Raw genomic sequence first — 23,123 nt, 5'->3', positions numbered from 1 at the left:
TCCTCGCCCTTTGGGATGCGGCACCGGCGGCCACCCATCGGGTGAGCGACCGCTTAGTACCTTCAGCACACGTGACGCTAGAAGTCCTGGCACCCGGTGTCAACGCTCCACCAGGTGTGATCCCTTACCGCGTCTACGCCGGGGCCTCACTTGACCAGCAGATCGAGCAGCCGCGCGGCCTCCGCCGCCGGGTCCGCGGTGAGCCCAGTGTGCACGGGTCCCGCCTGCACGACCGTCGATCGGGGCGCGACAAGCCAGCGGAACCGCCGCCCGGCGTCGTCGTGGGCGGCCTGCCCCGCCGCCTCGCCCCCGGCGCACACGCCCTCCACGGCGCGCAGCGCGGCCCGCACGCCCGCCACGTCCGCCCCGGGGTCCAGGGCGAGCAGCTTGGCCTCGTCCAGGTGCGTACGGGCGGCCACGAGGGCCCGGGAGCGGCTGTAGACGAGGACGCCCGCGTTGAAGCACTCGCCGCGCTCGATACGCGGTACGACCCGCAGCAGCGCGTACTCGTAGACGTCCTGCCCGGTCGCCCCGGTCCCCAGGAATCGGTCGCTCACTTGATCCCCTCGATGCGTTCGTGAATGCCGGTGGCCCGCGCGAGCAGCGGCTCCGCGTACGCCCGCCGCAGCGCGTCCGGCGTGTCGAAGCCGGGCTCGCCGGCCAGCCACACGTCCGGGATCTCGGCGGTGACCTCGGCGAGCAGTTCCTCGGTGACCAGGGGCGCGAGCTCCGCGGCGGCCGCCGCGACATCGGGGCCGAATCGGGCGAGGGCGTGGTCGGAGGCGTCGTACGGCTTGGCGGCGGAGGCGCGGGCGCCGGGCCAGTGATGGTGCCAGATCATGGTGGCGCCGTGGTCGATGAGCCACAGCTCGCCGTGCCACATCAGCAGGTTGGGGTTGCGCCAGGAGCGGTCGACGTTGTTGATCAGCGCGTCGAACCAGACGATCCGCCCGGCCTCCTCGGGGCTCACCAGGAAGGCGAGCGGATCGAAGCCGATCGCCCGGGTCAGGAAGTCCATGCCGAGGTTGGTGCCGCCGCTGGACTTGAGCAGCTCCTGAACCTGCTCGTCGGGCTCACCGAGGCCGAGGACGGGGTCGAGGTCGACGGTCACGAGGCCGGGGACGCGCAGTCCGAGCCGCCGGGCCAGCTCACCGCAGACGACCTCCGCGACGAGCGTCTTGCGGCCCTGTCCCGCGCCGGTGAACTTCAGGACGTACATTCCGCGGTCGTCGGCCTCGACGAGCCCGGGGAGCGAGCCGCCCTCTCGCAACGGCGCGATGTACCGGGTCGCGCTGACTTCCTTGAGCATCGCCCCAGGTTACTGGTGGTCGCGCGGACCCTCGTGGGGCGACCCGTCGGGTCGGGCCGCCGACCGACAGGTGAACGACAGCTCTGATTAACGCCGTACTCATCCCGGACAGGCCAGGATGTGGCCACTGCCTGAACGTTCAAGCACCTGCTCGTCGTATTCCATGGGCGAACGTGCAAAGCCATTTCGGAAGGAACCGTCAGTATGACCAGCGAAACGATGAAACCCGCTTCGATTCCCGGCCGCCGCACCGTCATGACGGCGGCCGGCGCGGCGGGCCTCGCCGTCGCGCTGACCGCGTGCGGGTCGAGCGACGACTCGTCGAGTTCGTCGGCCTCGGGCGGTGGCAGCGAGCTCGCCAAGACTTCCGACATCCCCGAGGGCGGCGGCAAGATCTTCGAGAGCGAGGGCGTGGTCGTCACCCAGCCGGAGGCCGGCACCTACAAGGCGTTCTCCGCGACCTGCACCCACAAGGGCTGCGCCGTGAAGTCCATCGCCGACGGTGTGATCAACTGCCCCTGCCACAACAGCAAATTCTCCATCACCGACGGCAGTGTGAAGAGCGGCCCGGCGACCAAGCCGCTGCCCGCCAAGGAGATCAGCGTCAGTGGAGAGTCGATCACGCTGGCCTGACGTTCGTCAGGTACTCAACTCCGCCGCCGGGGCCGTCCGAGACAGCCCAGCACCTCGTCAGTGGTCGCGACCGTGGCGACCAACGCGAGGGTGTGGCGGATCATCGCGGGGGTGTAGTCGGCAGGCACCCCCGCGATGGCGTCCCCGGGCACGACGACGGTGTAGCCGAGGTTCACCGCGTCGAACACCGCGTTCGGGACGGCCACGTTGGCCGAGACGCCGGTGACGATCAGGGTGCGGCATCCGAGGTTGCGCAGCAGCGCGTCGACATCGGTGCCCGCCAGCGGGGACAACCCGTGCAGCCGCCGTACGACCAGATCCTCCTCGGCGACCTCGATGGGCGGCGCGACGCGTACGGCCCCGGTGCCCGTCAACTGCCGTACGGGAAGCCGTTCGGCCGCGCGGAACAGACGGGCGTTGCGGTTGGCGCCTCGCCCGTCGGGCCGCCGCTCGGCGACGGCGTGGACGACCTGCACCCCGGTCTCGTGCGCGGCGGCGACCAGCCGCGCCACATTCCCGAGCACCCCCGACGAGCGTACTTCCTCGGCGAGTTCGGGCAGCGCACTGCCCGGCCCGACGACACCCTGCTGACACTCGACGGTGAGCAGCACGGCGACGGCGGGATCGAGCAGCTCGCCCAACTCCCGGAGCCTCTTCGCCCCGCTCGCCCCACTCTCACGTGACGGCATGGCGTCCCCTTGTCGCCGACGGTCGGGCGGGGGAGCGTAACTCCCCTTGCGTATCAACGGAAGACGAACGATGCTCTCCTGACGCCCTGTCAGCCGAGGGGGAGCAGCCATGGCCGTCACTCAGCGCCGGGGCAGGAAGATCATGATGGAGCCCGGTGAGCTGGACGAGTTCCTGGGCGCGCAGCGGACCTGCCGGGTCGCGACGGTCTCAGCCGACGGAGCCCCGCACGTCAGCCCGCTCTGGTTCGTGTGGGACGGCACCTCGCTGTGGCTGTACTCGATCACCCGAAGCAAGCGCTGGGCGGCCCTGCGCCGCGATCCGCGCGTCGCCGTCGTGGTCGACGCCGGCGAGGAGTACGGCGAGCTGCGCGGCGTCGAGCTGTCCGGCACCGTCGAGGTGGTCGGGGAGGTTCCCCGCACGGGCGCCCCGAACCCTGAACTCATCGAGGTGGAGCGGCTGTTCGCCCGCAAGAACTTCGGCCTCGACGAGATGCCGCACGACGGCAGACACGCCTGGCTCCGCCTGACCCCGGACGCGATCGCCTCCTGGGACTTCCGCAAGCTGGTGGGGTTGGCGCCCCTTCAGTGACCTGTACGGGTGATCTGTACGGGTGATCTGTACGGGTGATCTGTACGGGTGTGCCGTCGGTGCAGGACCCATCGACGTTACGGTCCGCACGCCGCCCCGGCCACCTTGAGCGCCGCCACGGCCGCCCTGATCGACGGCCGCCGGTCGGCGTCCGCGCGCCACACCGCGTAGACGCTCCGGTGGACGCGGTGCCGCACCGGCACGGTCCGTACCCCGCCCGGCATCGGGTCGCGGCCCAGGCGGGGCGCGATGCACACACCCAACCCGGCGGCGACCAGGGCGAGTTGGGTGTGGTGCTCACCGGCCCGGTGGGCGATGTGGGGCTCAATGCCGTTGGCGCGCAGCGTGTAGAGCAGCCATTCGTGACAGAACTCGCCCTCGGGCCAGGCCACCCACGCCTCGTCCGCCAACTCCTCCAGATCGATCTCTTCCCGGCCGGCCAGCGTGTGGTCCTCGGGCAGCGCGACCTCCACCGGGTCGTCGAGGATCGAGGCCCGGGCGAGCCCTTCGGGCACGGGCAGCGGCTTGTTGTACCAGTCGAGCACCACGGCCAGGTCCGCGTCGCCCCGGATCACCGCGCCGATGGCGCGCTCCGGTTCCAGCTCCCGCGACCGCACGCGCAGCGCCGGATGGTCGTCCCGCAGCGCACGGAAGACCGCCGGAAGCAGCCCCCGAACGGCGGTCGGGAACGCCGCCAGCCGCAGGTCACCGACGACCTGCCCCCGCTGTGCCTCCAGGTCCGCCTGGGCTAGCTCGACCTGGGACAGGATCCGCGCGGCATGGTCGGCGAGCAGCCGCCCCGCGTCGGTGAGGCGCACCCCCCGACCGTTCTTGGCGAGGAGCTGTTGCCCCACCTCCCGCTCCAGCTTGGTCATCTGCTGAGAGACGGCCGAGGTCGTCACATGCAGCCCTTCGGCCGCGCCACTGACCGAGCCGTGCCGGGCGAGGGCGTCGAGGGTACGCAGGCGCTCCAGATTTAACATGTAAGCAATGCTACGAGATTCAGCTCAGCAAATCTCGCTTGTGCTACGAGATTGTCCGGGAGCATCGTTGCGTGCATGACCGCCATGACCCCCACCCGAGCCCCCGCACACGCCCCCGCACGCCGCCGCGCCACCGTCGACTGGCGACTGCGCTTCGCCTTCCTCGCCCTCGTCTGGGGCTTCAGCTTCCTCCTGATCAAGGTGGGTACGGAGGCCTATGCGCCCTTACAGGTCACCTTCGGTCGACTGCTCTTCGGCACGCTGGTCCTCGCGGCGGTGATGGCGGTCAAGCGGGAGCGGCTGCCGCGCTGCGCCCGCACCTGGGGCCATCTCACGGTGGCGGCCCTTCTCCTCAACGCGCTGCCGTTCTCCCTCTTCGCCTTCGCCGAGCTGACGATCCCGTCCACACTCGCGGGCATCTGCAACGCGACCTCACCCCTGTGGGGCATGGCCCTGTCGCTGGTGGCACTCTCCGAGGACCGCCCGACGAGGGTGCGGGTCGCCGGTCTGGGTCTCGGCTTCCTCGGCGTCCTCACGGTCCTCGGCGCCTGGCAGGGCTTCAACGGCCTGGACGCCACAGGCACCGCGATGGCCCTCCTCGCCTCCCTCAGCTACCCGATCGGCTGGATCTACGTCCGCCGCACCCTGGCCGGCAGCGACCACTCCCACCTCTCCCTCACCGGCACCCAACTCATGCTGGCCACCGCCCAACTCGCCTTCGTCACCCCGCTGTTCACCACCGTGCCGAGCAGCTTCCCGATCCTGCCACTCCTGGCGATCGTCACCCTGGGCGCCCTCGGCACGGGCGTCGCCATGCTCGTCCAGTACGGCCTCGTCTCCGAGATCGGCCCGACGACGGCCCAGATGGTCACGTACTTCATCCCGGTGATCGCCACGGCCGCAGGCGTCGCACTGCTCGGCGAGTCCCTGACCTGGTCGACACCGGTCGGCGCAGCCATCGTCCTGGCGGGCGCGGCCCTCACCCAGGCGAGGCCGCGCACCCGACACCACCTCTGACGGCTACCCACGCCCGGACACCACCTGCCACACCTGCCCGCTCCCGGACACCGCGCCCCTCACGCGTACCCGCCCCCACCGCCGAACACCACGCCACACTCCGCACCGAGTCCCTGACCTGGTGTCAACACCGATCGACGCGACCACCATCCCGACAGACGCATCCCTCACCCAGACAAAGCCGCACACCCGACACCACCCCGACCGCTACCCACACCCGACACCACCCCGACCGCTACCCACGCCCGGACACCACCTGCCACACCTGCCCGCTCGCGGACACCGCCCCTCACACATACCTGTCCCCATCGCCCGACACCGATCCGATCGCCGAGGCGACCGCATCCGCTACCCGCCCGATCTCCTCGTCCGTGAGCGTGGAGATCGTGATCCGGATGCCCTGTGGGGCGTTCATCCGGAAGCGTGCGCCCGGCGCCACGGCCCAGCCGGCGTGCAGGAGTCGGGCGACCGCGCCGGTCTCGTCCGGGACCCGGATCCACACGTTCATCCCGCTGACCCCGCACGCCTCGACCCCCCGTCGCGCGAGCGCGCCGATCAACGCGTCCCGCCGTCTGCTGTACGCCACCGCCACGACCCGCGCGTCCACCGCCCCGCCGGCCCGCAGCCGCACGACGGCCCGCTGCACCAGCCGGCTCACCCAGCCCGGCCCCAGCCGCTGCCGTCCCCGCACCCGGTCGACGGTGGCGGCGTCGCCGGTGAGCACCGCGAGCCGCAGATCGGGGCCGTACGCCTTGGCAACCGACCGCACGAACGCCCAGTGGTGCGTGACCCCGGCCAGTGGATGCAGGGCCTGGTCGACGATCCGATAGCCATGGTCGTCCTCGATGAGCAGGGTCTCGGGATGTTCCCGGAGCACGGACCGCAGGGCACGCGCGCGTGCGGCACTCACCGCCGCTCCGGTCGGGTTCTGCGCCCGGTCGGTGACGACGAGGGCGCACGCCCCGCCTTCCAGAGCCCGTCGTACGTCGCCGGGGAGCGGCCCTTCGTCGTCGACGCCGACCGGGACGACGCGCAGCCCGAGCGCGGGCACGAGGTCGAGCACGCTCCCCCACCCGGGATCCTCGACCGCGACGGCGTCCCCGGGCTTCAGATGGACGGCGAACACCCGCTCGATGGCGTCGAGCGACCCGGAGGTGACGGCGACGGGCCCGTCCGGCACCCCGTCGGCGTCGAGGTCGGCCCGCGCGATCCGCGCCAACTCGGGCTCCACGGGTCCCGCCCCGTAGAGCACCGGCTCGCGGTCGCCCTGCGCGGCGGCGGCCGCGAAAACCTCCGCGAGGGGCGGCAGCAACGCCACATCCGGATTGCCGTCGGCGAGGTCACGCACCCCCTCCGGCACGTCCACCCTGATGTACTCGCGCCCCGTGGTGGCGGGCCTGGGCCGCACCCGACTCCCGCGCCGCCCGGCGGTCTCGATGACCCCGCGCTCGCGCAGCGTGCGATAGGCGGCCGCGACGGTATTCGGATTCACCCCGAGTCGCTCCGCCAACTCCCGCATGGGAGGCAGCAGTTGCCCCGGTTCCAACTCCCCCGCACCCACCGCACGCTCGACGCTCGCCGCAATCTGAGCTGCGCGCCGACCCGTGATCACGTATTCTCCTAGCACAAAACAAATTATGCACTAGTGCAATAGTGACCGCAAGAGACGCAGGAGACAGCAATGCAGGAGATCGCGACGCAGGGGACCCAGCAGCCGACGCCGCCGAGGCCCGCTGCCTACACCCCTACCGACCGCACCGTCCCCACCCGGTCCGCGCAGAAAGCCTCGTACGACAAGGAGCTGGTGCACGCGATACTCGACGAGGGGTACGTCTGCCACCTCGGCTTCGTCCGTGACGGCGCCCCGGTGGTACTGCCCACGCTGTACGGACGGGTCGGCGAGACGCTCTACGTGCACGGCTCGACGGGCTCGCGCCCGCTGCGGATGACGGGCCAGGCCGACCCGGGCCTCCCGGTGTGCCTCACGGTCACGCACGTGGACGCCCTGATCCTGGCCCGCTCGGGCTTCCACCACTCGATCAACTACCGCTCGGTGGTCGTGCACGGCACCGCCCACCAGGTCACCGACCCCGAGGAGCGGCGCATCGCCCTCGATGCCCTCGTGGACCACGTCGTCCCGGGCCGCTCGCGGGACTCCCGGCCCGCCAACGCCAAGGAGTTCGCCGCCACCGCCGTGATCCGGCTCGACCTGAACGAGGTCTCCGCCAAGACCCGCACCGGCGGCGTCAACGACGAGCCCGAGGACCTCACGCTCCCCCACTGGGCCGGCGTCGTCCCCCTCCGGAAGGGTTACGACACCCCGATCCCCGACCCGTCTCTGGCCCCCGGCACCGAACTCCCCGACTACCTCAAGGCCTTGTGATGCTGAAACGCCCCTGAGACGCCCCGCGCAACGACACCGCATGACAACGCCGGCTCACCACCCACGACTTCGGCCAACTGGCCGTCAACGGCCTGCCCGGCGACCCGCCGTACGTCCAGCCCACGCACTTCGTCTACGACCCCGGCGACGGCGACGGCGAGCACGGCACGACGAGGCGGCAAGCCAACACCAACTGAACCGACGGGGCCTATGGCCACCGGCCCGCTGAGCGCGCCACTAAAGGGGCGCGGGGCTGTATCAATGTGCGGCTCCGCCGCGCGGGCACGTGCAACCACACACAACCCGCACCCCGCCAACCCCCAAAGCCCCCAAAGCCCCCAAAGCCCCCAAAGCCCCCACGAGGCTTACCGCCTACTCCTCACCACCAACTCCCGCTCAACCCCCTCCCCGCCGGACGCGACCACCCCCGCCGCCTCCCCGGACCGCTGCGCGACGAACGCCCCCACCAGCACACCCACCCCACCCACAACCTGCGGCGCCGACAGCCGCTCCCCCAGCAACACCCACGCCAGCACCGTCGCGACCACCGCCTCAAGACACGCCACCACCCCCGCCACCTGCGGAGACAACCGCCGCACAGCCACCACCCCGGTGACATAGGCGAGCACCGTGGCGATCAGCACGACCCACGCGAGCAGCAACCAGGCGGCGACCGGCGCCCCATCCATCCGCACGGTGCCGCCCAGCACCGCCCACTCCATGCCCCACGGCCGAGCGACAACAGTGAGCACGGCCGCCCCCACGAGCAGTCCGTACGCGATCACCCCGAGCGGATCCGGCGCCGCCTCCCCCGCCTCGCTCCCCTGGTCGGACAGCACGAAGTACCCGACCTGACAGCAGGCCGCCCCCAGCGCGAGCAGCAACCCCAGCACGTCGAAGCTCAGCCCCGACCACACCTCCACGACACAGGCGAGGCCACCGACCGCAAGGACGACCCCGACGGCGGCGGCCCTCGTCACCGGCCTCCGCTGCACGAACCGCACCCAGCCGAGCACCAGCGCCGGCGCGAGGTACTCGACGAGCAGGGCGACTCCGACGGGTATGCGGGCGATCGAGGCGAAGTAGAAGGCCTGGACACCGGCCACAGCCAACAGCCCGAACCCGGCGAGCAGCGCGGGCCGCCGACGCACCAGCTCCCGGTGGCGCACGGCGAGCGGCAGCATCACCAGCGCGGCGCCCGCGACCCTCAGCCACACCACGTGGAGGGGATCCAGCCCCGCTTCGATGAGCGGCTTGGCCGCGGTACCCGATCCACCGAAGGCCACCGCCGAACCGAGCGCGAGCCCCAGCCCGACGCCCCGCCCCTGACTCCCCTGACTCCCCTGACTCCCCTGAGACGTATGCACCGGCACATGATGACAGGCGTCGACAGGAGCGTCACTCCAGATCACTCCTGTCTCACCGGTCGGACGCCGACCCCGATCGGACGTCACCCAGCTGCTCGATCCGCCGCGCCAGCGCCCCCACGTCGACCCCGGTCCTCCTCAGCACCTCCACGGCCCGCGACGCCGGCACCGCGACGATCACGGCGAGCAGGTCGACCCCATGGACCCGCTCCTCGCCCCGCCGCACGGCACGCTCGTACGCCTGCGCCATGGCCCGCGCCGCCACCGGCGACCAACCCGGTGTGCCGGGGACCCCCGGTACGGCACCGGCATCCTCGACGCCGATCTGCCAACGCAGTCCGTAACCGATGCTGCGCTGCACCAAGTAGCCGAGCAGCCGGGCGACCTGTCGGCCGTCGAAGACCGCGCGCACCTCGGGGTCGGACTCCACAAGCGTGTGCAGCAGATGAGCCGTGTCGATCTGCCGGTCCCCGTCCCGCAGCGCCCGTCTGCGCGCACCGGCGATCACCGAGGCCAGCTCATCGGTGAGCCCGACCTCGAGCTCCGCGTGGTTCGGGCCATGGCCTACGGCCGACTGCCGGGGAATACGGGGTCGCACACCCTCACCCCATCAGCCCCACCGTCGCCCAGTCATCCACGACAGGAAGCATCTTCACGTCCACCACAGGCTGCGTAGGGACGACACTCATCTCCTCCCTGCGGATGAGATCCACTCCTCCTGACGGTTCATCAGTATTGAATGTTCCGGCCCTCACGGCTACGTTCCGCGACACCACCGTCCGAGACGTCCGAGTCGAAGGGGTTGTCGCATGGCCGATGTCAGCGCGGAGGCACGCATCGAGGCTCCCGCCGAGAAGGTCTGGGCCCGGCTCGTCGACTGGTCCGCGTATGGCGAGTGGAACACGACGCACACCGGTTTCCCCAAGGGCGGCCCGGAGACGCTCGAAGTGGGTGGCACCTTCCAGGAGAACCTGAAGCTCATGGGCTTCCCGGCGGAGGTCGAGTGGACCATCGCCGAACTCGAACCCGCCCGGGTGCTGGCCATCCGCGGCAAGGGCCCGATGGCCGTCGACCTCGCCACCCGCTACACGCTCACACCGGACGGCGACGCCACCACGGTCCGCATCGACGGCCGTTTCACCGGCGCTGCCGTCTCCCTGATGGCGGGCAAGCTCAGGGACTCCGCCACGGCCGCCCTCGACGAGTCACTGCGCAAACTGGGCGCCCTGGTGACGTGAGGCGGCCGCACGGCCCTCCCGACCACCACACACGGGAGTGCCCCGCGGAAAAACTCCACGGGGCACTCCACGCTCTACCGCCCGCCGCCCGCCGACCGCCGCCCGCCGACCGCCGACCGCCGACCGTCAGTCCTCGTCGGCGAGGATCAGGTACAGCTTCTTGCGGGCTTCGTTGATCACCGCCAGCGCCTTGTCGCGCTGGTCCTTGCTGCCGGTCTTCCAGACCTGGCCGAACGCCTCCATCAGGCCGAAGCCGGCCGTCCGGATCTCGCTCAGCGCCTCCCAGTCGACCCCTCGTGAGGCCTCTTCCCAGGGGGCGTCGGAACCCTCGTCGGCCGCGGCGCGACCGGCCTCGGTGAGCGAGAACAGCTTCTTGCCGCCCTCGGTCTCGCTGGCGATCAGCCCCTCGTCCTCCAGCAGTTGAAGGGTGGGGTACACCGAGCCGGGGCTGGGCTTCCACGCCCCGCCGCTGCGCTCGGCGATCTCCTGGATCATCTCGTAGCCGTGCATGGGCCTGTCCTTGAGGAGGGCCAGGATCGACGCGCGTACGTCACCTCGCCGTGCCCTTCCCCTGGGTCCGCCTCGCCCTCGTCCACCCCAGGGGCCCGGGCCGAAAGGTCCGAAGCCACCGGGCCCACCATGACCCGGCCCGAAGGGCCCGAAGGCGGCGCGCAGCGCCTCGACGTCACCTCGACCGCGGGAGTGATCCCCACCACGGCGTCCATGCCCACGCTCGAATCCGAAGTCCTGTCCACGGGAACGCATCGCAATCACTCCATTCCATTTTTGATCTGTCGCGATGCTTCAACGATATATCGGAACCTGTCGCCCGGCAAGGCCGCAAAAGAAGTCGTCCCGCACTGCGAGGAGTTCGGGCGCCCCATGCCCAGCAGCTGCGAGCGACAAGGCACGCCGCAGCAGCAGCGGCGCGGCCACACGAACGAGAATCAAACAAGTCAGACGGGGATTGGCTTCGAAGAACCGGTCCAGCCACCCGGAATTGGCCTTGGCCGCGGCCCTCGTCCGCCGTCTAACGTCGCCCCATGCGTATCCGTATCGTCGACGCCTTCACCGACCGCCCCTTCGCCGGCAACCCGGCCGGGGTCCTCCTCCTCGACGCCTTCCCTGACGACGCCTGGCTGCAGAACGTGGCCATGGAGGTCAACCACGCCGAGACCGCGTTCACCCACCCCCTCCCCGAGGGCGCGGAGGCGGACTGGGCGCTGCGCTGGTTCACGCCCGTCGCCGAGGTGGCGATGTGCGGCCACGCCACACTGGCCACCGCGCACGTCCTCAGCACCACGGGCGCCCACGAGGGCCCGGTGCGGTTCGCCACCCGCAGCGGTGTCCTCGTCGCCACGCCCCGGCCGGACGGCTCCCTCACCCTCGACTTCCCGACCGCTCCCCTCACCCCGGTCCCCACTCCGGACGGCGTCGCCGAGGCCCTGGGCGCCGCGCCGCTAGGCGTGTTCGACACCGGCCCCAACGTGGGAGACCTGCTGATCGAGCTGGCCGACGAGAAGACGGTCCGCAGTCTCGACCCCGACCACCGGGCCCTCGGTCGCTTCTCCGAGCGCGGCATCATCGCCACCGCCCGCGCCGCGGACCCCGCCGCCGGCCACGACTACGTCTCCCGCTGCTTCTTCCCGAACGTCGGCATCGACGAGGACCCGGTCACGGGCAGCGCCCACACCGCCCTCGCCCCGTTCTGGTCCGAGCGCCTCGGCAGCCCGGACCTCACCGGCCTCCAGGCCTCCCGCCGCTCGGGCCTCGTCCGCACCGAGCTGCGCGGCGACCGCACCCTGCTGTCCGGCCATGCGGTCACGGTCATCGAGGGCGAGCTGCTCACGCCGTAGGCAGCCAGCCCACCTTCCCGGCCAGCAGCGCGTATCCCACGAACGCCCCGATGTCGAGCAGCGAGTGGGCCACCACGAGCGGGCCCACTCGCCCCCACCGCCGGTAGAGGTAGACGAAGACCACGCCCATCACCATGTTGCCGATGAACCCGCCGATGCCCTGGTAGAGGTGGTACGACCCGCGCAGCACCGAACTGGCCGCCAGCGCGCTCCCCGGCGACCAGCCCAACTGCTGGAGCCGGCGCAGCAGATACCCGACCACGATCACCTCTTCGAGGACCGCGTTCTGGATCGCGGAGAGGATCAGCACCGGGTACTTCCACCACACCTCGGGCAGCGCCTCCGGCACCACCGTGAGGTTGAAGCCGAGCCCGCGGGCCAGCAGATAGAAGGCGATGCCCGTGCTGCCGATCACCGCGGCGATCGCCGCCCCGCGACCGAGGTCGGGCCATGGCTTCGTCCGGTCGAACCCGAGTGCGCGCAGCCCCGAGCCCTCGCGCAGCAGGAAGTGGGCGACCAGTGCGACGGGCACCAGCGCGGTCGTGATCCCGAAGAGCTGCCACGCCAGGTCGAGCCACGGCCGGCCCGGCGCGGCCGAGGCGTTCATCGTGGCCGCCTGGTCCTTCAGCCCTCCCGGTTTCGTGACCGACCCGATGAAACTGATCAGCGCGGACACCCCACTCGCACCGAGCGACAGCCCCAGCACGAGCAGTGTCTCGTCCCTCAGAATCCGTCGGGTCGGCCGCTCCCTCGGCACAGCACCGTCCACAGACTCCGCCTGCCCCTGCACCCACGCCTCCAGTTGTCCGGTCCCGCCGAGGAACCATCATCACCCGCGGCGCTACGGATCTTTCCGGCGGCGTACCTCCAAGGCCTCCCACCTCGGTGCCGGCGCCCCACCGGCGGCGTACGTCAGGGCCCGTCACCCCAGCGGCACCGGCTCCGGCAGTCCCACCGGCCAGGTGTGCACCGACTCCCCGGAGCGCATCAGCTCGCAGTACCGGCGTGTGGTGGCGGCCAGCGCGGCGTCCCGTCCGAGGCCCTTCGCCAGCGCCCGGTGGAACGTTTCGACCTGCCACGATGCCCCATTGACCCGGCGCCGGCAGCGGTCCTCGATCACGCCGAGGTAGAAGTCCCGGTCGACCGGCTCGACACCCCACGCGTCCAGCCCCGCCTCGGCGAGCGGCAACAGTTCGTCCCGTACGAGGTGCACCGCGTCCACCGGCCCCACCCCGCCGTACCGCCCCCGTCGCGGCCACTGCAGCACTGCCTCGATCCCGTGCCGGCACGCCTCATCGAAGTTGGCGGCGGCCACCTCGAACGGCATCCGGGTCCACACCGGCCGCGACTCCTCGGCGAGAGCGCGTACGACCCCGTAGTAGAAGGCCGCGTTGGCGATCACGTCCGTGATGGTCGGCCCGGCGGGCAGCACCCGGTTCTCGACACGCAGGTGCGGGACCCCGTCGGCGATGCCGTACACGGGCCTGTTCCAGCGGTAGATCGTGCCGTTGTGCAGGGTGAGTTCGGCGAGCGAGGGCACACCGCCCGCGTCGAGGACACCGAGCGGATCCTCGTCGTCGCAGATGGGCAGCAGCGCCGGGAAGTAGCGCAGATTCTCCTCGAAGAGTTCGTAGGCCGAAGAGATCCACCGCTCCCCGAACCAGGTGCGCGGCCGCACGCCCTGGGCCTGGAGCTCGGGCGGCCGGGTGTCGGTGGACTGCAGGAACAGCGGTGGCCGCGACTCCCGCCACAGCTCGTGCCCGAAGAGGAACGGTGAGTTGGCACCGATGGCGACCTGCGCGGCGGCGACCGCCTGGGCCGCGTTCCACACATCGGCGAACCGGCCCGGGGTGACCTGGAGGTGCAACTGCACCGAGGTGCAGGCGGCCTCCGGCGCGATCGACTTCGAGGTGCAGACGAGCCGCTCGACGCCGTCGATGTCGAGGGTGAAATCCTCACCGCGGGCGGCGACGATCTGATCGTTGAGCAGCGTGTAGCGGTCACCGGCGGAGAGGTTCGAGGAGACCAGGTCGTCACGATCGAGGGTGGGCAGAATACCGATCATCACGATTCCCGCGTCCACCTCGCCCGCTTTCCGGTCGGCATACGTCAGGGAGGTGCGCAGCTCCTCGGAAAGCTGGTCGAATACCCTGCCGCCCAGCCGGTGTGGAGCTATGTTGACTTCCAGATTGAACATGGCGAGTTCTGTTTGGAAATCTCGGCTCGCTATCCGCTCGAGTACTTGCGCATTCATCATTCTGGGCAGGCCGTCGGCTCCGACGAGGTTCAGTTCGATCTCCACACCCATGAGATTCTTGGGGCGGTCGAACCGCTTCTCCTCCAGCAGCCGCGCCAGTCCCGCCAGGCACTGCCGCAGCTTCTCGCGGTAGACCTGACGGTCGGACAGGCCGAACGACCCCGCCACGACCTTCTCCCCCATCGAAGTGTCCCTCCTCGGATGGGCAGGCCGACGAGCCGGCCACTGCTGTCCCGGGTCCACGGATGATGATGCCCAGGCAGAGCCACCGATAACGTCCCGCACAAGACCTGCGCACGCTAGGCTGAGTGCGGTCATCTCCGACGATATTCACTCGGCGTGCTTCTGGCACATTCACGGGGCATAAATCGGCACGGTTCAGAACGCGCTTTCCGTCTGGCGTCGTTTCGTGAAAAGCGCCGATGCGAACCGGCCGTCCGCTACGCGACGGTAATGCGAGGTCATCGACGAGTACCCACTGAGAACCGGGATGATTCCCGTGTTTCGGTGACCGGATACCGCCTTGCTGTTCATATTCGGGACGGCTAGACGAAACATCACCAGAACACGCATCATATAAACTCCGCAAACGAGGCTGAGAGTCGGCAATCGCGGTCCTCGGTCCTGCCGTCAGGCCACGCACGGCAGACCTTCCCACGCACCCGGACCCCGGGCACCCGTCTCTCCGATCCCCGAGAGCTGACAGCGCCGTCCGCCCCCGCCCTCGCTCCACCGTGCCTGTCGAATGAGAGGCGACCCACCATGCCGCTGCATGTCCCCCCGGCTCCCGCGCCCGCCCTGCGCACCGTCCTCACGGCACTCGGTTCTCCCACCGCCGTCCGCGAGGCGCGAACTCCCTCGCTGCAGAGCGCCCAGGGCCCCGCCACACCCGATCTCCCGTTGCCCGTCCACGTCCTCGACCGGATCACCCCCGAGGGCGCGGGCACCACGCGGCTCGCCGGATGGCGTTTCCTGATCCACTGCCAAGGCCGCGCCGTGGCCGCCGCCGAGACCCGGCTGACCCCCGACGGATGGGCGTTCTCGCATTTCTTCGAGGGTCCGTACATCGCCTCCACCGAGCGCGCCCTGCGCCAGGCCGAGACCATGCAACAGCCCTACCAGCCACGCCTGTTGTCGGTGCCCGAGCTGTACATGCTCACGCTCTGGCTGCACGCCGACCACACCGCCGACGGTGCCGCCGGCCACCCGGCACCGACCGACCTCCTGGTCCCGCTGGCGCCGGCCCCGCCCGGCATCGCGGCCCACCGCCCGCACCGCGTCGCCGATCTGCTCCCCGTCCTGACCACTCGGCTCACACCCGTCCCACTGCTGGGTTCGCCCGCCTGAGTTCAGAACCGCTTCAACCCTCGGTCCGGAACCGTTTCAGCCCTTCGCACCGCCTCGTACCCCGCTGCCGATATACCGGTAGCGGGGTACTCGTTTACCACTGAGGGATATTCCGCTCTTCCGCGCGGCAATACGCTCGTACGAGCCAATCCTCGAGCCCTGCCGACCGGACTAGCCCCATACGACCACTGGGAACCACCCGAAGGGACAGTGCAGTTGGGATGAACCCTCCGCGCGGCTGAAGCGTCATCAACCTGTGAGGAGCGGTGCTGCGAAATGCCTGCGGATTGACGCCCGTAGGGCAACACTGGGACCGGACCGAATAATCACCACGGGGGGCGGTCATGAACGAGGCTTCAAGCCGCGCAACAGACGCGACAGCCAACTCATCACACACGACAGAGCGAAAGATCCCAACAACCATGTGCCAGCACCAGCCACTGTGCCCGACAGCCGCATCCGCCGACCGGGAAGGCGCCCGACTCGTGGCGCACCACCCGGAGCAGGGCTGGAGCCTGCTGTGCAACGGCGTTCTGCTCTTCGAGGACACCGGTGAGCTCCTGCCGGACGGCCAGATCATCGCCCCGCACCGCCCGCTGGGCACCGACAAGGTGATGACGGCCGCCTGAGCCGCACTGCACGTGCGCACAGGGCGGGCGTCCCCGCACAGGACGCACGCCCGGACACATGAGGGGCCGGACCGGAGAAACACTCTCCGACCCGGCCCCGACGCGTACCCGCGGGTGACTACTCTTCGTAGGCGTCCAGCGGCGGGCAGGAGCAGACCAGGTTCCGGTCGCCGAAGGCCTGGTCGATCCGGCGCACCGGCGGCCAGTACTTGTCGGCGGGCGTGACCCCGGCCGGGAAGACGGCGTCCTCACGGCTGTACGCGTGCTCCCACTCCCCGCCGAGCGCCGCCGCCGTGTGCGGGGCGTTCCGCAGCGGGTTGTCGTCCGCGGGCCACTCGCCCGAGCCGACCTTCTCGATCTCCGCGCGAATCGCGATCATCGCATCGCAGAACCGATCCAGCTCGGTCAGGTCCTCCGACTCCGTCGGCTCGATCATCAGCGTCCCGGCCACCGGGAACGACATCGTCGGCGCGTGGAAGCCGTAGTCGATCAGCCGCTTGGCGATGTCGTCGACGCTCACACCCGTCGCCTTCGCCAGCGGCCGCAGGTCGACGATGCACTCGTGCGCGACGAGCCCGCCCGGGCCGGTGTACAGCACCGGGTAGTGCGGCTCCAGTCGCTTGGCGATGTAGTTGGCGCTGAGCACCGCCACCTGCGTGGCCCGCTTGAGCCCCTCACCGCCCATGAGCCGCACATACGCCCACGATATGGGCAGGATGCCCGCGGAACCCCAGGGCGCCGCCGAGATCGGCCCCACACCCGTCTCCGGGCCGGCCGCGGGCTGCAGCGGGTGGTTCGGCAGATACGGCGCCAGGTGCTCGCGCACCGCCACGGGACCGACGCCCGGACCGCCGCCGCCGTGCGGAATGCAGAACGTCTTGTGCAGGTTCAGATGCGAGACGTCACCGCCGAAGCGCCCCGGCTTGGCGAGGCCCACCAGCGCGTTGAGGTTGGCACCGTCGACGTACACCTGCCCGCCCGCGTCGTGCACCTGCGCGCAGATGTCCGCGACGTGCTCCTCGAACACACCGTGCGTCGACGGGTACGTGATCATCAGCACGGCCAGCTCGTCGCTGTACTGCTCGATCTTGGCCCGCAGATCCGCGACGTCGATCTCACCGTCCTCGGCGGTCTTCACGACGACGACCTTCATCCCGGCCATGACGGCGCTCGCGGCGTTCGTCCCGTGCGCCGAGGACGGGATGAGACACACCGTCCGCTGCTCGTCACCGTTGGCACGGTGGTACCCACGTACGGCCAGCAGCCCGGCCAGCTCACCCTGCGAGCCGGCATTCGGCTGCAGCGACACCTTGTCGTAGCCGGTGGCCTCCGCCAGCCGCTCCTCCAGCTCGCGGATGAGGGTGAGGTAGCCCTGTGCCTGCTCGGCGGGCGCGAACGGGTGCAGCTGCCCGAACTCGGGCCAGGTCACCGGCTCCATCTCGGTGGTCGCGTTGAGCTTCATCGTGCAGGAGCCCAGCGGGATCATGCCCCGGTCCAGCGCGTAGTCCCGGTCGGCGAGGCGCCGCAGGTAGCGCAGCATCGCGGTCTCGGACCGGTGCGAGTGGAACACCGGGTGCACGAGGTACTCGTCGGAGCGCAGCAGCGCCTCCGGCAGCGCGTCCTCGACGGCGGCGTCGAGGGCCTCGACGTCCCCCTCCAGCCCGAACGCGGTCCATACGGCGCCCAGCTGCGCCCGCGTGGTGGTCTCGTCACAGGAGATCGACACCTGGTCGACGTCCACGAGGTGCAGGTTCACCCCGTGCTCCCGCGCTGCCGCGACGACCTCGGCGGCCCGCCCCGGCACCCGCACGGTGAGGGTGTCGAAGTAGGCGCCGTGCACGACTTCGACTCCGCCGGCCGTGAGACCGGCGGCCAGGACGGTGGCGTACCGGTGGGTACGCCGCGCGATGGTCCGCAGCCCCTCGGGCCCGTGGTAGACGGCATACATCCCGGCCATCACCGCGAGCAGCACCTGAGCCGTACAGATGTTGCTGGTCGCCTTCTCCCGGCGGATGTGCTGCTCCCGCGTCTGCAGGGCGAGCCGGTACGCCTTGTGCCCGTCCGCGTCCACGGAGACGCCGACGAGCCGCCCGGGCAGGCTGCGCGCGAACTTCTCCCGTACGGCCATGTAGCCCGCGTGCGGCCCACCGAAGCCCATCGGCACACCGAACCGCTGCGTCGTACCGACGGCGATGTCAGCACCCAGCTCACCGGGCGACGCCAGCAATGTGAGGGCGAGGAGATCGGCCGCGACGGTGACGAGCGCTCCGAGCTCATGAGCCTGCTCGATGACCGGCTTGAGATCGCGTACGACACCGGAGGCGCCCGGGTACTGGAGCAGCACGCCGTTGATCTCACGCGAGGCCACGTCGGCCGGAATGCCCTCGCTCAGGTCGGCGACGACGACCTCGACCCCGGTCGGCTCGGCGCGGGTCTCGATCACGGCGATGGTCTGCGGCAGCGCGTCCGCGTCGACCAGGAACAGGCCCTTCTTGTTCTTCCCCATGCGCCGGGACAGCGCCATGGCCTCGGCGGCGGCGGTGCCCTCGTCGAGCAGTGAGGCCCCGGAGGTGGGCAGACCGGTCAGATCGGCGACCATGGTCTGGAAGTTGAGCAGTGCCTCGAGCCGCCCCTGCGAGATCTCCGGCTGATATGGCGTGTAGGCGGTGTACCAGGCCGGATTCTCCATCACGTTCCGCAGAATGACGGGTGGCGTGAACGTCCCGTAGTACCCGAGCCCGATCATCGAGCCGAGCACCTGGTTACGGTCCGCGAGCGAACGCAACTCTGCGAGAACCTCTGCCTCGGTACGCGCGCCCGGCAACTCCAGGGCCTCAGCGTTCTTGATCACATCCGGGACGGCGGCGGCCGTCAACTCGTCGAGCGAGCCGTACCCGACCTGCGCGAGCATCTTGGCCCGGGCCTCGACGTCCGGTCCGATGTGGCGCCGTTCGAAGGGGATTCCCTGTTCAAGCTCCGAGAGCGGCATGCGATGGGCGGTCATTGCGGAGGCCTCCTGGTCTGACGCGACCTTCGAGGGGCACCACGGCACGGGTGCCCGGACGGCCTCCCCCTCTGTCATCTCAACCTGAGAGCTTCACCGGTCCAGGCGCGAACCGGCTTTCACCGTCGGTGAGAGCGGAAGCCGTCGACACCCGCTCTGCTTTCCAGAGTGACCTCGTCCGTGCGGTACGTGGGCCTGAGAGATTCCGGGGAGGATTTGCTCCTTCGGCGCCTCCGATGATGTCCGGAGGACTCTCCCGCACGGGGTCAACAGCCGCTGCCAGCGTATCAGCGCGGTCCATGAACGTGCCTCGAGTGGCCGCCTTTCCCAATGTGCCTTTTCGTAGTGGTGAGAGACGATTTGCAACCCCTTTGCGACCACTTGGAGGGCACGTGCAGACCGACATCGATCCGCGCAACCTGATCGGCCGCAAGGCGTTCGACCGCAAAGGCACCAAGCTCGGCACCGTCGACGAGGTCTACCTCGACGACGCGACCGGCATCCCCGAGTGGGCCGCGATACGCATGGGCCTCTTCGGCCGCGACGCGTTCGTCCCCCTCGAGCCCAGCGAACTCATCGAGGGCACCCTCCGAGTCCCCTTCGACCGCTCCCTCATCAAAGACGCCCCCGACTTCGGCGTAGGCCGCCACCTCTCCCCCGAACAAGAACTCCAGCTCTACCACCACTACGGCCTGGACATAGCCCCTCCACCCCCGCTCAACCACAACTCCACGAACACAACAACCCAGGAGGACCCCTGACCAACCCCCAACACCTAAATCACCAGTCCCACAAGGGGCATCCCCCCCCCCCCCCCCCCCCCCCCCCCCCCCCCGCCCCCCCACCCCCCCCCCCCCCCCCCCCCCCACCCCCCCACCCCGCCAGCCCGCCCGCCCGCCAGCCCGCCAGCCCGCCAGCCCGCCAGCCCGCCAGCCCGCCAGCCCGCCAGCCCGCCAGCCCGCCAGCCCGCCAGCCCGCCAGGACAGCAACTTCTCCCACCTTCCGAGCGTTACCCACCGCGCCGACAGGGCTGCCCCTCTCCCGCCTACCGGGCTTTTCCTCCCGCCCCCACCAGGGCAGCCACCTCGCCCACACACCGGCCTTTATCTCCCGTCCCAGTCAGGGGCTGCTGCGCCTCCTTCGCCCACCAGGCTTTGCCTCCGGGGCCGGTCATGGCTATTGCATCCGCCCACCACCCCACCGGCGGCTTGATTCCCCGCCCACCAGAGCTGCCACCTCCCCCACCGCACCCACCGAGGCCAGGCCTTACCTCCCTCGTCTTCCCATCCCGCCGCAACGGCGCTCAACCGCGACATCGTCGGCCGGCGGTCTACAACGGTCCTCAGCCCTCCGCCCCGGACCCCAACCTCGACTCGCTCTCCACCACTCGCCCGGGCTCCGACGACGACTCCACCGGCCCGCCCGATATCAGCGGCAACGGATCCGCCGGCTCCAGATCAGGGTCCTCGGTTCGAAACGTCCGCACCCGCCCCGGCTCCGACCCGGGCGTCTCGAACCGCACAGTGACCCGCCCGAGCCCACTCCCCTGTACCCACCCATGCCCGTACTCGGCATGCCGCACGTCGCGCCCCGCCCGCCACTGCCGCTCAACAGACACACTCTCCTCAGCCACGGCCTCCTCCACCGCCTCCTCCTCAAGGGGCTCCGGCTCCCCCGCCGCCTGCGCGAACAGATCCTCCTGCGTGTAGTCGGCGAGCCCGCTGACCCCCACCCCGAGCAACCGCACGCCCCCAGTCGTGTCCACGGCCTCCAGCAGCCGCCCCGCGGCCTCCCGCACCACGGCAGGGTCGTCCGTCGGCCCCCGCAACGTCTCCGACCGGGTCAGCGTCGAAAAGTCATACCGCCGCACCTTCAGCACGATGGTCCGCCCCGAGAGCCCGGCCCCCCTCAGCCGCCGCACACACCGATCGGCAAGCCGCTGCACCTCCAGCCGCACCCGAACCCGGTCATGGATGTCCACGTCGTACGTGTCCTCCACCGACACGGACTTCGTGTCCCGCTCGGCCACCACCGCCCGGTCATCGCGCGCCAGCGCCATCGCGTACAGCCCATGCCCATGGGCCTTCCCCAGCAGTCGTACGACCTCGTCCTCTCCCGCCTCCACGATCTCCTCGACGGTCGTGATCCCGGCCCGCCGCAGATGGTCCCCGGTCGCCGGCCCCACCCCCGGCAGGATCCGCACCGACATCGGCCCGAGCAGCGCCCGCTCGGTCCCGGGCTCGATGAGCACAAGACCGTCCGGCTTGGCCTGCTCGGAGGCGATCTTCGCGAGCATCTTGGAGGCAGCGAGCCCCACGGATCCGGTCAGCCCGGTCACCGCCCGAATGTCCGCGCGCAGCTTGGCCCCGACGAGCCGCGCCGACGCCTCGTCCCAAGCCGCACTCCCCGCCTCCAGGTCCACGAACGCCTCGTCCAGGCTGAGCGGCTCCACCAACGGCGACAGCACCCGCAGCAGCCCCATGACCTGCTCGCTGATCGCCCGGTAGAAATCGAAGCGCGGCATCAAATAGGCCGCATTGGGCGCGAGGCGGCGCGCCTGCGCCATCGGCATCGCCGAGTGCACCCCGAACACTCGGGCCTCGTACGAGGCAGTGGCGACCACACCACGCGGCCCGAGCCCACCCACGATGACGGCCTTCCCACGCAGGCTCGGCTTGGATGCCTGCTCCGCCGAGGCGTAGAAGGCATCCATGTCGAGATGCAGAATCGTGGGCGCGGTTCTCACATTTCCGATGCTGCCTTATGCCACTGACAATGCCCCGCTATAGCCGACCCGACAGCAACCGCATACCACCTGGCGCCCCGCTCCGCCAACGGCTCTCAGACAGCCCTGTTACGCCTCCGCGCCAGCTCGTCCGCGGGGTTGTGACCGACCAACGTCTCCCCCGTGTCGACCCGCTCACCATGCAGCTGCGAGAGAGCGCTTTCCACGTCATGCCAGACCACCCCGACAGCGATTCCGAAGATCCCCTGGCCGCCTTGGAGCAGAGCGTGTACCTCGTCGGGCGAGGTGCACTCGTAGACCGTGGCACCGTCGCTCATCAGCGTCATCCGTTCCAGATCGCTGAAGCCCCGCTCCCGGAGGTGCTGGACGGCGGTGCGGATGTTCTGCAGCGACACACCCGTGTCGAGGAACCGTTTCACGATCTTCAGGACGACGACGTCCCGGAAACTGTAGAGCCGCTGCGTCCCCGACCCATGAGCGGGCCGTACGCTCGGCTCCACGAGCCCGGTGCGGGCCCAGTAGTCGAGCTGCCGATAGGTGATGCCGGCGGCCGCGCACGCGGTAGGACCGCGGTAACCGACGTTCTCGTGCGGCTCACGCGCCGCCTCCGCACTGTCCTGCACAGTCGTGGGCCGCTGCGGGACGTAACCGGCCGCGCTGCCGTGAAGCGGGTACGGGCCGTTCTCCCCCAGCTTGCGTCCGGGGGCACTCCCAGCCGTACCGTCGCCGCTGCTTCTCACGCCGACCTCCGTCCTTGACCTGCCTTCTCGACGGTAGGCAGCCACCAAGGGTGCGTCAACGACCGCCACACTCGGCACGCCGAGTGATAATCACCCTGAGAGTGGTTTCCCGTGCCCTTCCGCGGGGAAAGGCTAGCCGAATGCGCTTTCGCCGAGCCGCCCGACTCCGCAATGACTCATGTCATGTGCCGAGTGCTCAGCCTCTCCGATACCTCGGACGAGCCGCCTGACGCCCCACTCGCCTCCGGCAGTCGCCCGACACACCCGCCGCCCGGTTCTTCGCAGGGCGCCCGTGCTCACGAGGGCTCCGACTGATACTTCCCCTCGGTCTGCCTC

General features: G+C 70.3%; 22 protein-coding genes, 1 pseudogene and 1 riboswitch. Of the genes and pseudogenes, 10 read left to right on the top strand and 13 right to left on the bottom strand.

Annotated features, from left to right (window positions below; genetic code table 11):
• Positions 1-146: 146 nt before the first annotated feature.
• Together CES90_RS42520 and CES90_RS42515 are read right to left on the bottom strand one after the other, a co-directional pair.
• The gene (locus CES90_RS42520) at positions 147-557 is read right to left on the bottom strand and encodes a DUF3037 domain-containing protein (protein ID WP_189788352.1); all 411 of its coding nucleotides are present in this window, start codon (positions 555-557) and stop codon (positions 147-149) included.
• A complete protein-coding gene (locus CES90_RS42515; RefSeq protein WP_189788351.1) occupies positions 554-1,309 on the bottom strand; it encodes a HipA family kinase in 756 nt (251 codons plus the stop codon). Before CES90_RS42515 ends, CES90_RS42520 begins: the two co-directional genes overlap by 4 nt.
• A 204-nt stretch (positions 1,310-1,513) precedes the next feature.
• On the opposite strand from CES90_RS42515, the gene CES90_RS42510 reads away from it, so the two are divergent.
• Positions 1,514-1,942: a Rieske (2Fe-2S) protein gene (locus tag CES90_RS42510; RefSeq protein ID WP_189788350.1), complete on the top strand. Its 429-nt coding sequence runs from the start codon at positions 1,514-1,516 to the stop codon at positions 1,940-1,942.
• A gap of 14 nt (positions 1,943-1,956) precedes the next feature.
• On the opposite strand, the gene CES90_RS42505 is transcribed toward CES90_RS42510, so the two are convergent.
• Positions 1,957-2,631: a cysteine hydrolase gene (locus CES90_RS42505; RefSeq protein WP_189788349.1), complete on the bottom strand. Its 675-nt coding sequence runs from the start codon at positions 2,629-2,631 to the stop codon at positions 1,957-1,959.
• A 109-nt stretch (positions 2,632-2,740) separates the two neighbouring features.
• Here CES90_RS42505 and CES90_RS42500 point away from each other — a divergent pair, with 109 nt between their 5' ends.
• Positions 2,741-3,220 carry a pyridoxamine 5'-phosphate oxidase family protein gene (locus tag CES90_RS42500; protein ID WP_189788348.1) on the top strand — a complete coding sequence of 160 codons (480 nt, stop codon included), beginning with the start codon at positions 2,741-2,743 and terminating at the stop codon, positions 3,218-3,220.
• 77 nt (positions 3,221-3,297) lie between these two features.
• Here the strand turns inward: CES90_RS42500 and CES90_RS42495 are convergent, their stop codons facing one another.
• Entirely contained in the window at positions 3,298-4,203 is a 906-nt protein-coding gene (locus CES90_RS42495) for a LysR family transcriptional regulator (RefSeq protein WP_189788347.1), read from the bottom strand.
• A gap of 75 nt (positions 4,204-4,278) precedes the next feature.
• Here CES90_RS42495 and CES90_RS42490 point away from each other — a divergent pair, with 75 nt between their 5' ends.
• The gene (locus CES90_RS42490) at positions 4,279-5,220 is read left to right on the top strand and encodes a DMT family transporter (RefSeq protein WP_189788346.1); all 942 of its coding nucleotides are present in this window, start codon (positions 4,279-4,281) and stop codon (positions 5,218-5,220) included.
• A gap of 289 nt (positions 5,221-5,509) precedes the next feature.
• Here the strand turns inward: CES90_RS42490 and CES90_RS42485 are convergent, their stop codons facing one another.
• Positions 5,510-6,847 carry an aminotransferase class I/II-fold pyridoxal phosphate-dependent enzyme gene (locus CES90_RS42485; RefSeq protein WP_189788345.1) on the bottom strand — a complete coding sequence of 446 codons (1,338 nt, stop codon included), beginning with the start codon at positions 6,845-6,847 and terminating at the stop codon, positions 5,510-5,512.
• Positions 6,848-6,901: 54 nt separating this feature from the next.
• Here CES90_RS42485 and CES90_RS42480 point away from each other — a divergent pair, with 54 nt between their 5' ends.
• On the top strand, positions 6,902-7,603 hold the full coding sequence (locus tag CES90_RS42480; protein ID WP_189788344.1) for a pyridoxamine 5'-phosphate oxidase family protein: 702 nt from the start codon (positions 6,902-6,904) through the stop codon (positions 7,601-7,603).
• Positions 7,604-7,647: 44 nt separating this feature from the next.
• Positions 7,648-7,758, top strand: a pseudogene (locus tag CES90_RS50630) (FMN-binding negative transcriptional regulator); the annotation flags it as partial.
• Positions 7,759-7,968: 210 nt separating this feature from the next.
• On the opposite strand, the gene CES90_RS42475 reads toward CES90_RS50630, so the two are convergent.
• A complete protein-coding gene (locus CES90_RS42475; protein ID WP_189788356.1) occupies positions 7,969-8,976 on the bottom strand; it encodes an EamA family transporter in 1,008 nt (335 codons plus the stop codon).
• A gap of 46 nt (positions 8,977-9,022) precedes the next feature.
• Positions 9,023-9,568 (bottom strand): Clp protease N-terminal domain-containing protein, encoded by a 546-nt coding sequence (locus tag CES90_RS42470; protein ID WP_189788343.1) that lies wholly within the window; start codon positions 9,566-9,568, stop codon positions 9,023-9,025.
• Positions 9,569-9,779: 211 nt separating this feature from the next.
• Here CES90_RS42470 and CES90_RS42465 point away from each other — a divergent pair, with 211 nt between their 5' ends.
• Complete coding sequence (locus CES90_RS42465) at positions 9,780-10,208, top strand: type II toxin-antitoxin system Rv0910 family toxin (RefSeq protein ID WP_189788342.1); 429 nt, start codon at positions 9,780-9,782, stop codon at positions 10,206-10,208.
• A gap of 126 nt (positions 10,209-10,334) precedes the next feature.
• Here CES90_RS42465 and CES90_RS42460 read toward each other — a convergent pair whose 3' ends face one another.
• Positions 10,335-10,973, bottom strand: coding sequence for a PadR family transcriptional regulator (locus tag CES90_RS42460; RefSeq protein WP_189788341.1), 639 nt, complete (start codon positions 10,971-10,973; stop codon positions 10,335-10,337).
• A 278-nt stretch (positions 10,974-11,251) separates the two neighbouring features.
• On the opposite strand from CES90_RS42460, the gene CES90_RS42455 reads away from it, so the two are divergent.
• Positions 11,252-12,064: a PhzF family phenazine biosynthesis protein gene (locus CES90_RS42455; protein ID WP_189788340.1), complete on the top strand. Its 813-nt coding sequence runs from the start codon at positions 11,252-11,254 to the stop codon at positions 12,062-12,064.
• On the opposite strand, the gene CES90_RS42450 is transcribed toward CES90_RS42455, so the two are convergent.
• Both CES90_RS42450 and CES90_RS42445 read right to left on the bottom strand, forming a co-directional pair.
• Positions 12,054-12,854 (bottom strand): CPBP family intramembrane glutamic endopeptidase, encoded by an 801-nt coding sequence (locus CES90_RS42450; protein ID WP_189788339.1) that lies wholly within the window; start codon positions 12,852-12,854, stop codon positions 12,054-12,056. The two genes, CES90_RS42455 and CES90_RS42450, sit on opposite strands and share 11 nt — an antisense overlap.
• A gap of 132 nt (positions 12,855-12,986) precedes the next feature.
• Positions 12,987-14,504 (bottom strand): glutamate--cysteine ligase, encoded by a 1,518-nt coding sequence (locus CES90_RS42445; RefSeq protein WP_189788338.1) that lies wholly within the window; start codon positions 14,502-14,504, stop codon positions 12,987-12,989.
• 579 nt (positions 14,505-15,083) lie between these two features.
• Between CES90_RS42445 and CES90_RS42440 the strand changes: the two genes are divergently transcribed.
• Complete coding sequence (locus CES90_RS42440; RefSeq protein ID WP_189788337.1) at positions 15,084-15,668, top strand: hypothetical protein; 585 nt, start codon at positions 15,084-15,086, stop codon at positions 15,666-15,668.
• 422 nt (positions 15,669-16,090) lie between these two features.
• Entirely contained in the window at positions 16,091-16,297 is a 207-nt protein-coding gene (locus CES90_RS42435) for a DUF5999 family protein (RefSeq protein WP_189788336.1), read from the top strand.
• A gap of 118 nt (positions 16,298-16,415) precedes the next feature.
• On the opposite strand, the gene gcvP is transcribed toward CES90_RS42435, so the two are convergent.
• A complete protein-coding gene (gcvP, locus tag CES90_RS42430) occupies positions 16,416-19,301 on the bottom strand; it encodes an aminomethyl-transferring glycine dehydrogenase (RefSeq protein ID WP_189788335.1) in 2,886 nt (961 codons plus the stop codon).
• A gap of 173 nt (positions 19,302-19,474) precedes the next feature.
• A riboswitch (glycine riboswitch) is annotated at positions 19,475-19,570 on the bottom strand.
• A 123-nt stretch (positions 19,571-19,693) separates the two neighbouring features.
• On the opposite strand from gcvP, the gene CES90_RS42425 reads away from it, so the two are divergent.
• Positions 19,694-20,062, top strand: a complete 369-nt coding sequence (locus CES90_RS42425; protein WP_149828865.1) for a PRC-barrel domain-containing protein — start codon at positions 19,694-19,696, stop codon at positions 20,060-20,062.
• Between the two features lie 581 nt (positions 20,063-20,643).
• On the opposite strand, the gene CES90_RS42420 is transcribed toward CES90_RS42425, so the two are convergent.
• Both CES90_RS42420 and CES90_RS42415 read right to left on the bottom strand, forming a co-directional pair.
• The gene (locus tag CES90_RS42420) at positions 20,644-22,047 is read right to left on the bottom strand and encodes a DNA polymerase IV (RefSeq protein ID WP_189788334.1); all 1,404 of its coding nucleotides are present in this window, start codon (positions 22,045-22,047) and stop codon (positions 20,644-20,646) included.
• Positions 22,048-22,142: 95 nt separating this feature from the next.
• Entirely contained in the window at positions 22,143-22,787 is a 645-nt protein-coding gene (locus CES90_RS42415) for a MerR family transcriptional regulator (protein ID WP_189788333.1), read from the bottom strand.
• Between the last annotated feature and the right edge of the window lie 336 nt (positions 22,788-23,123).

The sequence above is a fragment of the Streptomyces capitiformicae genome (assembly GCF_002214185.1).
GTDB classification, from domain to species: Bacteria; Actinomycetota; Actinomycetes; order Streptomycetales; family Streptomycetaceae; genus Streptomyces; species Streptomyces capitiformicae.
This window is presented reverse-complemented; position numbering and strand designations above follow the sequence as displayed.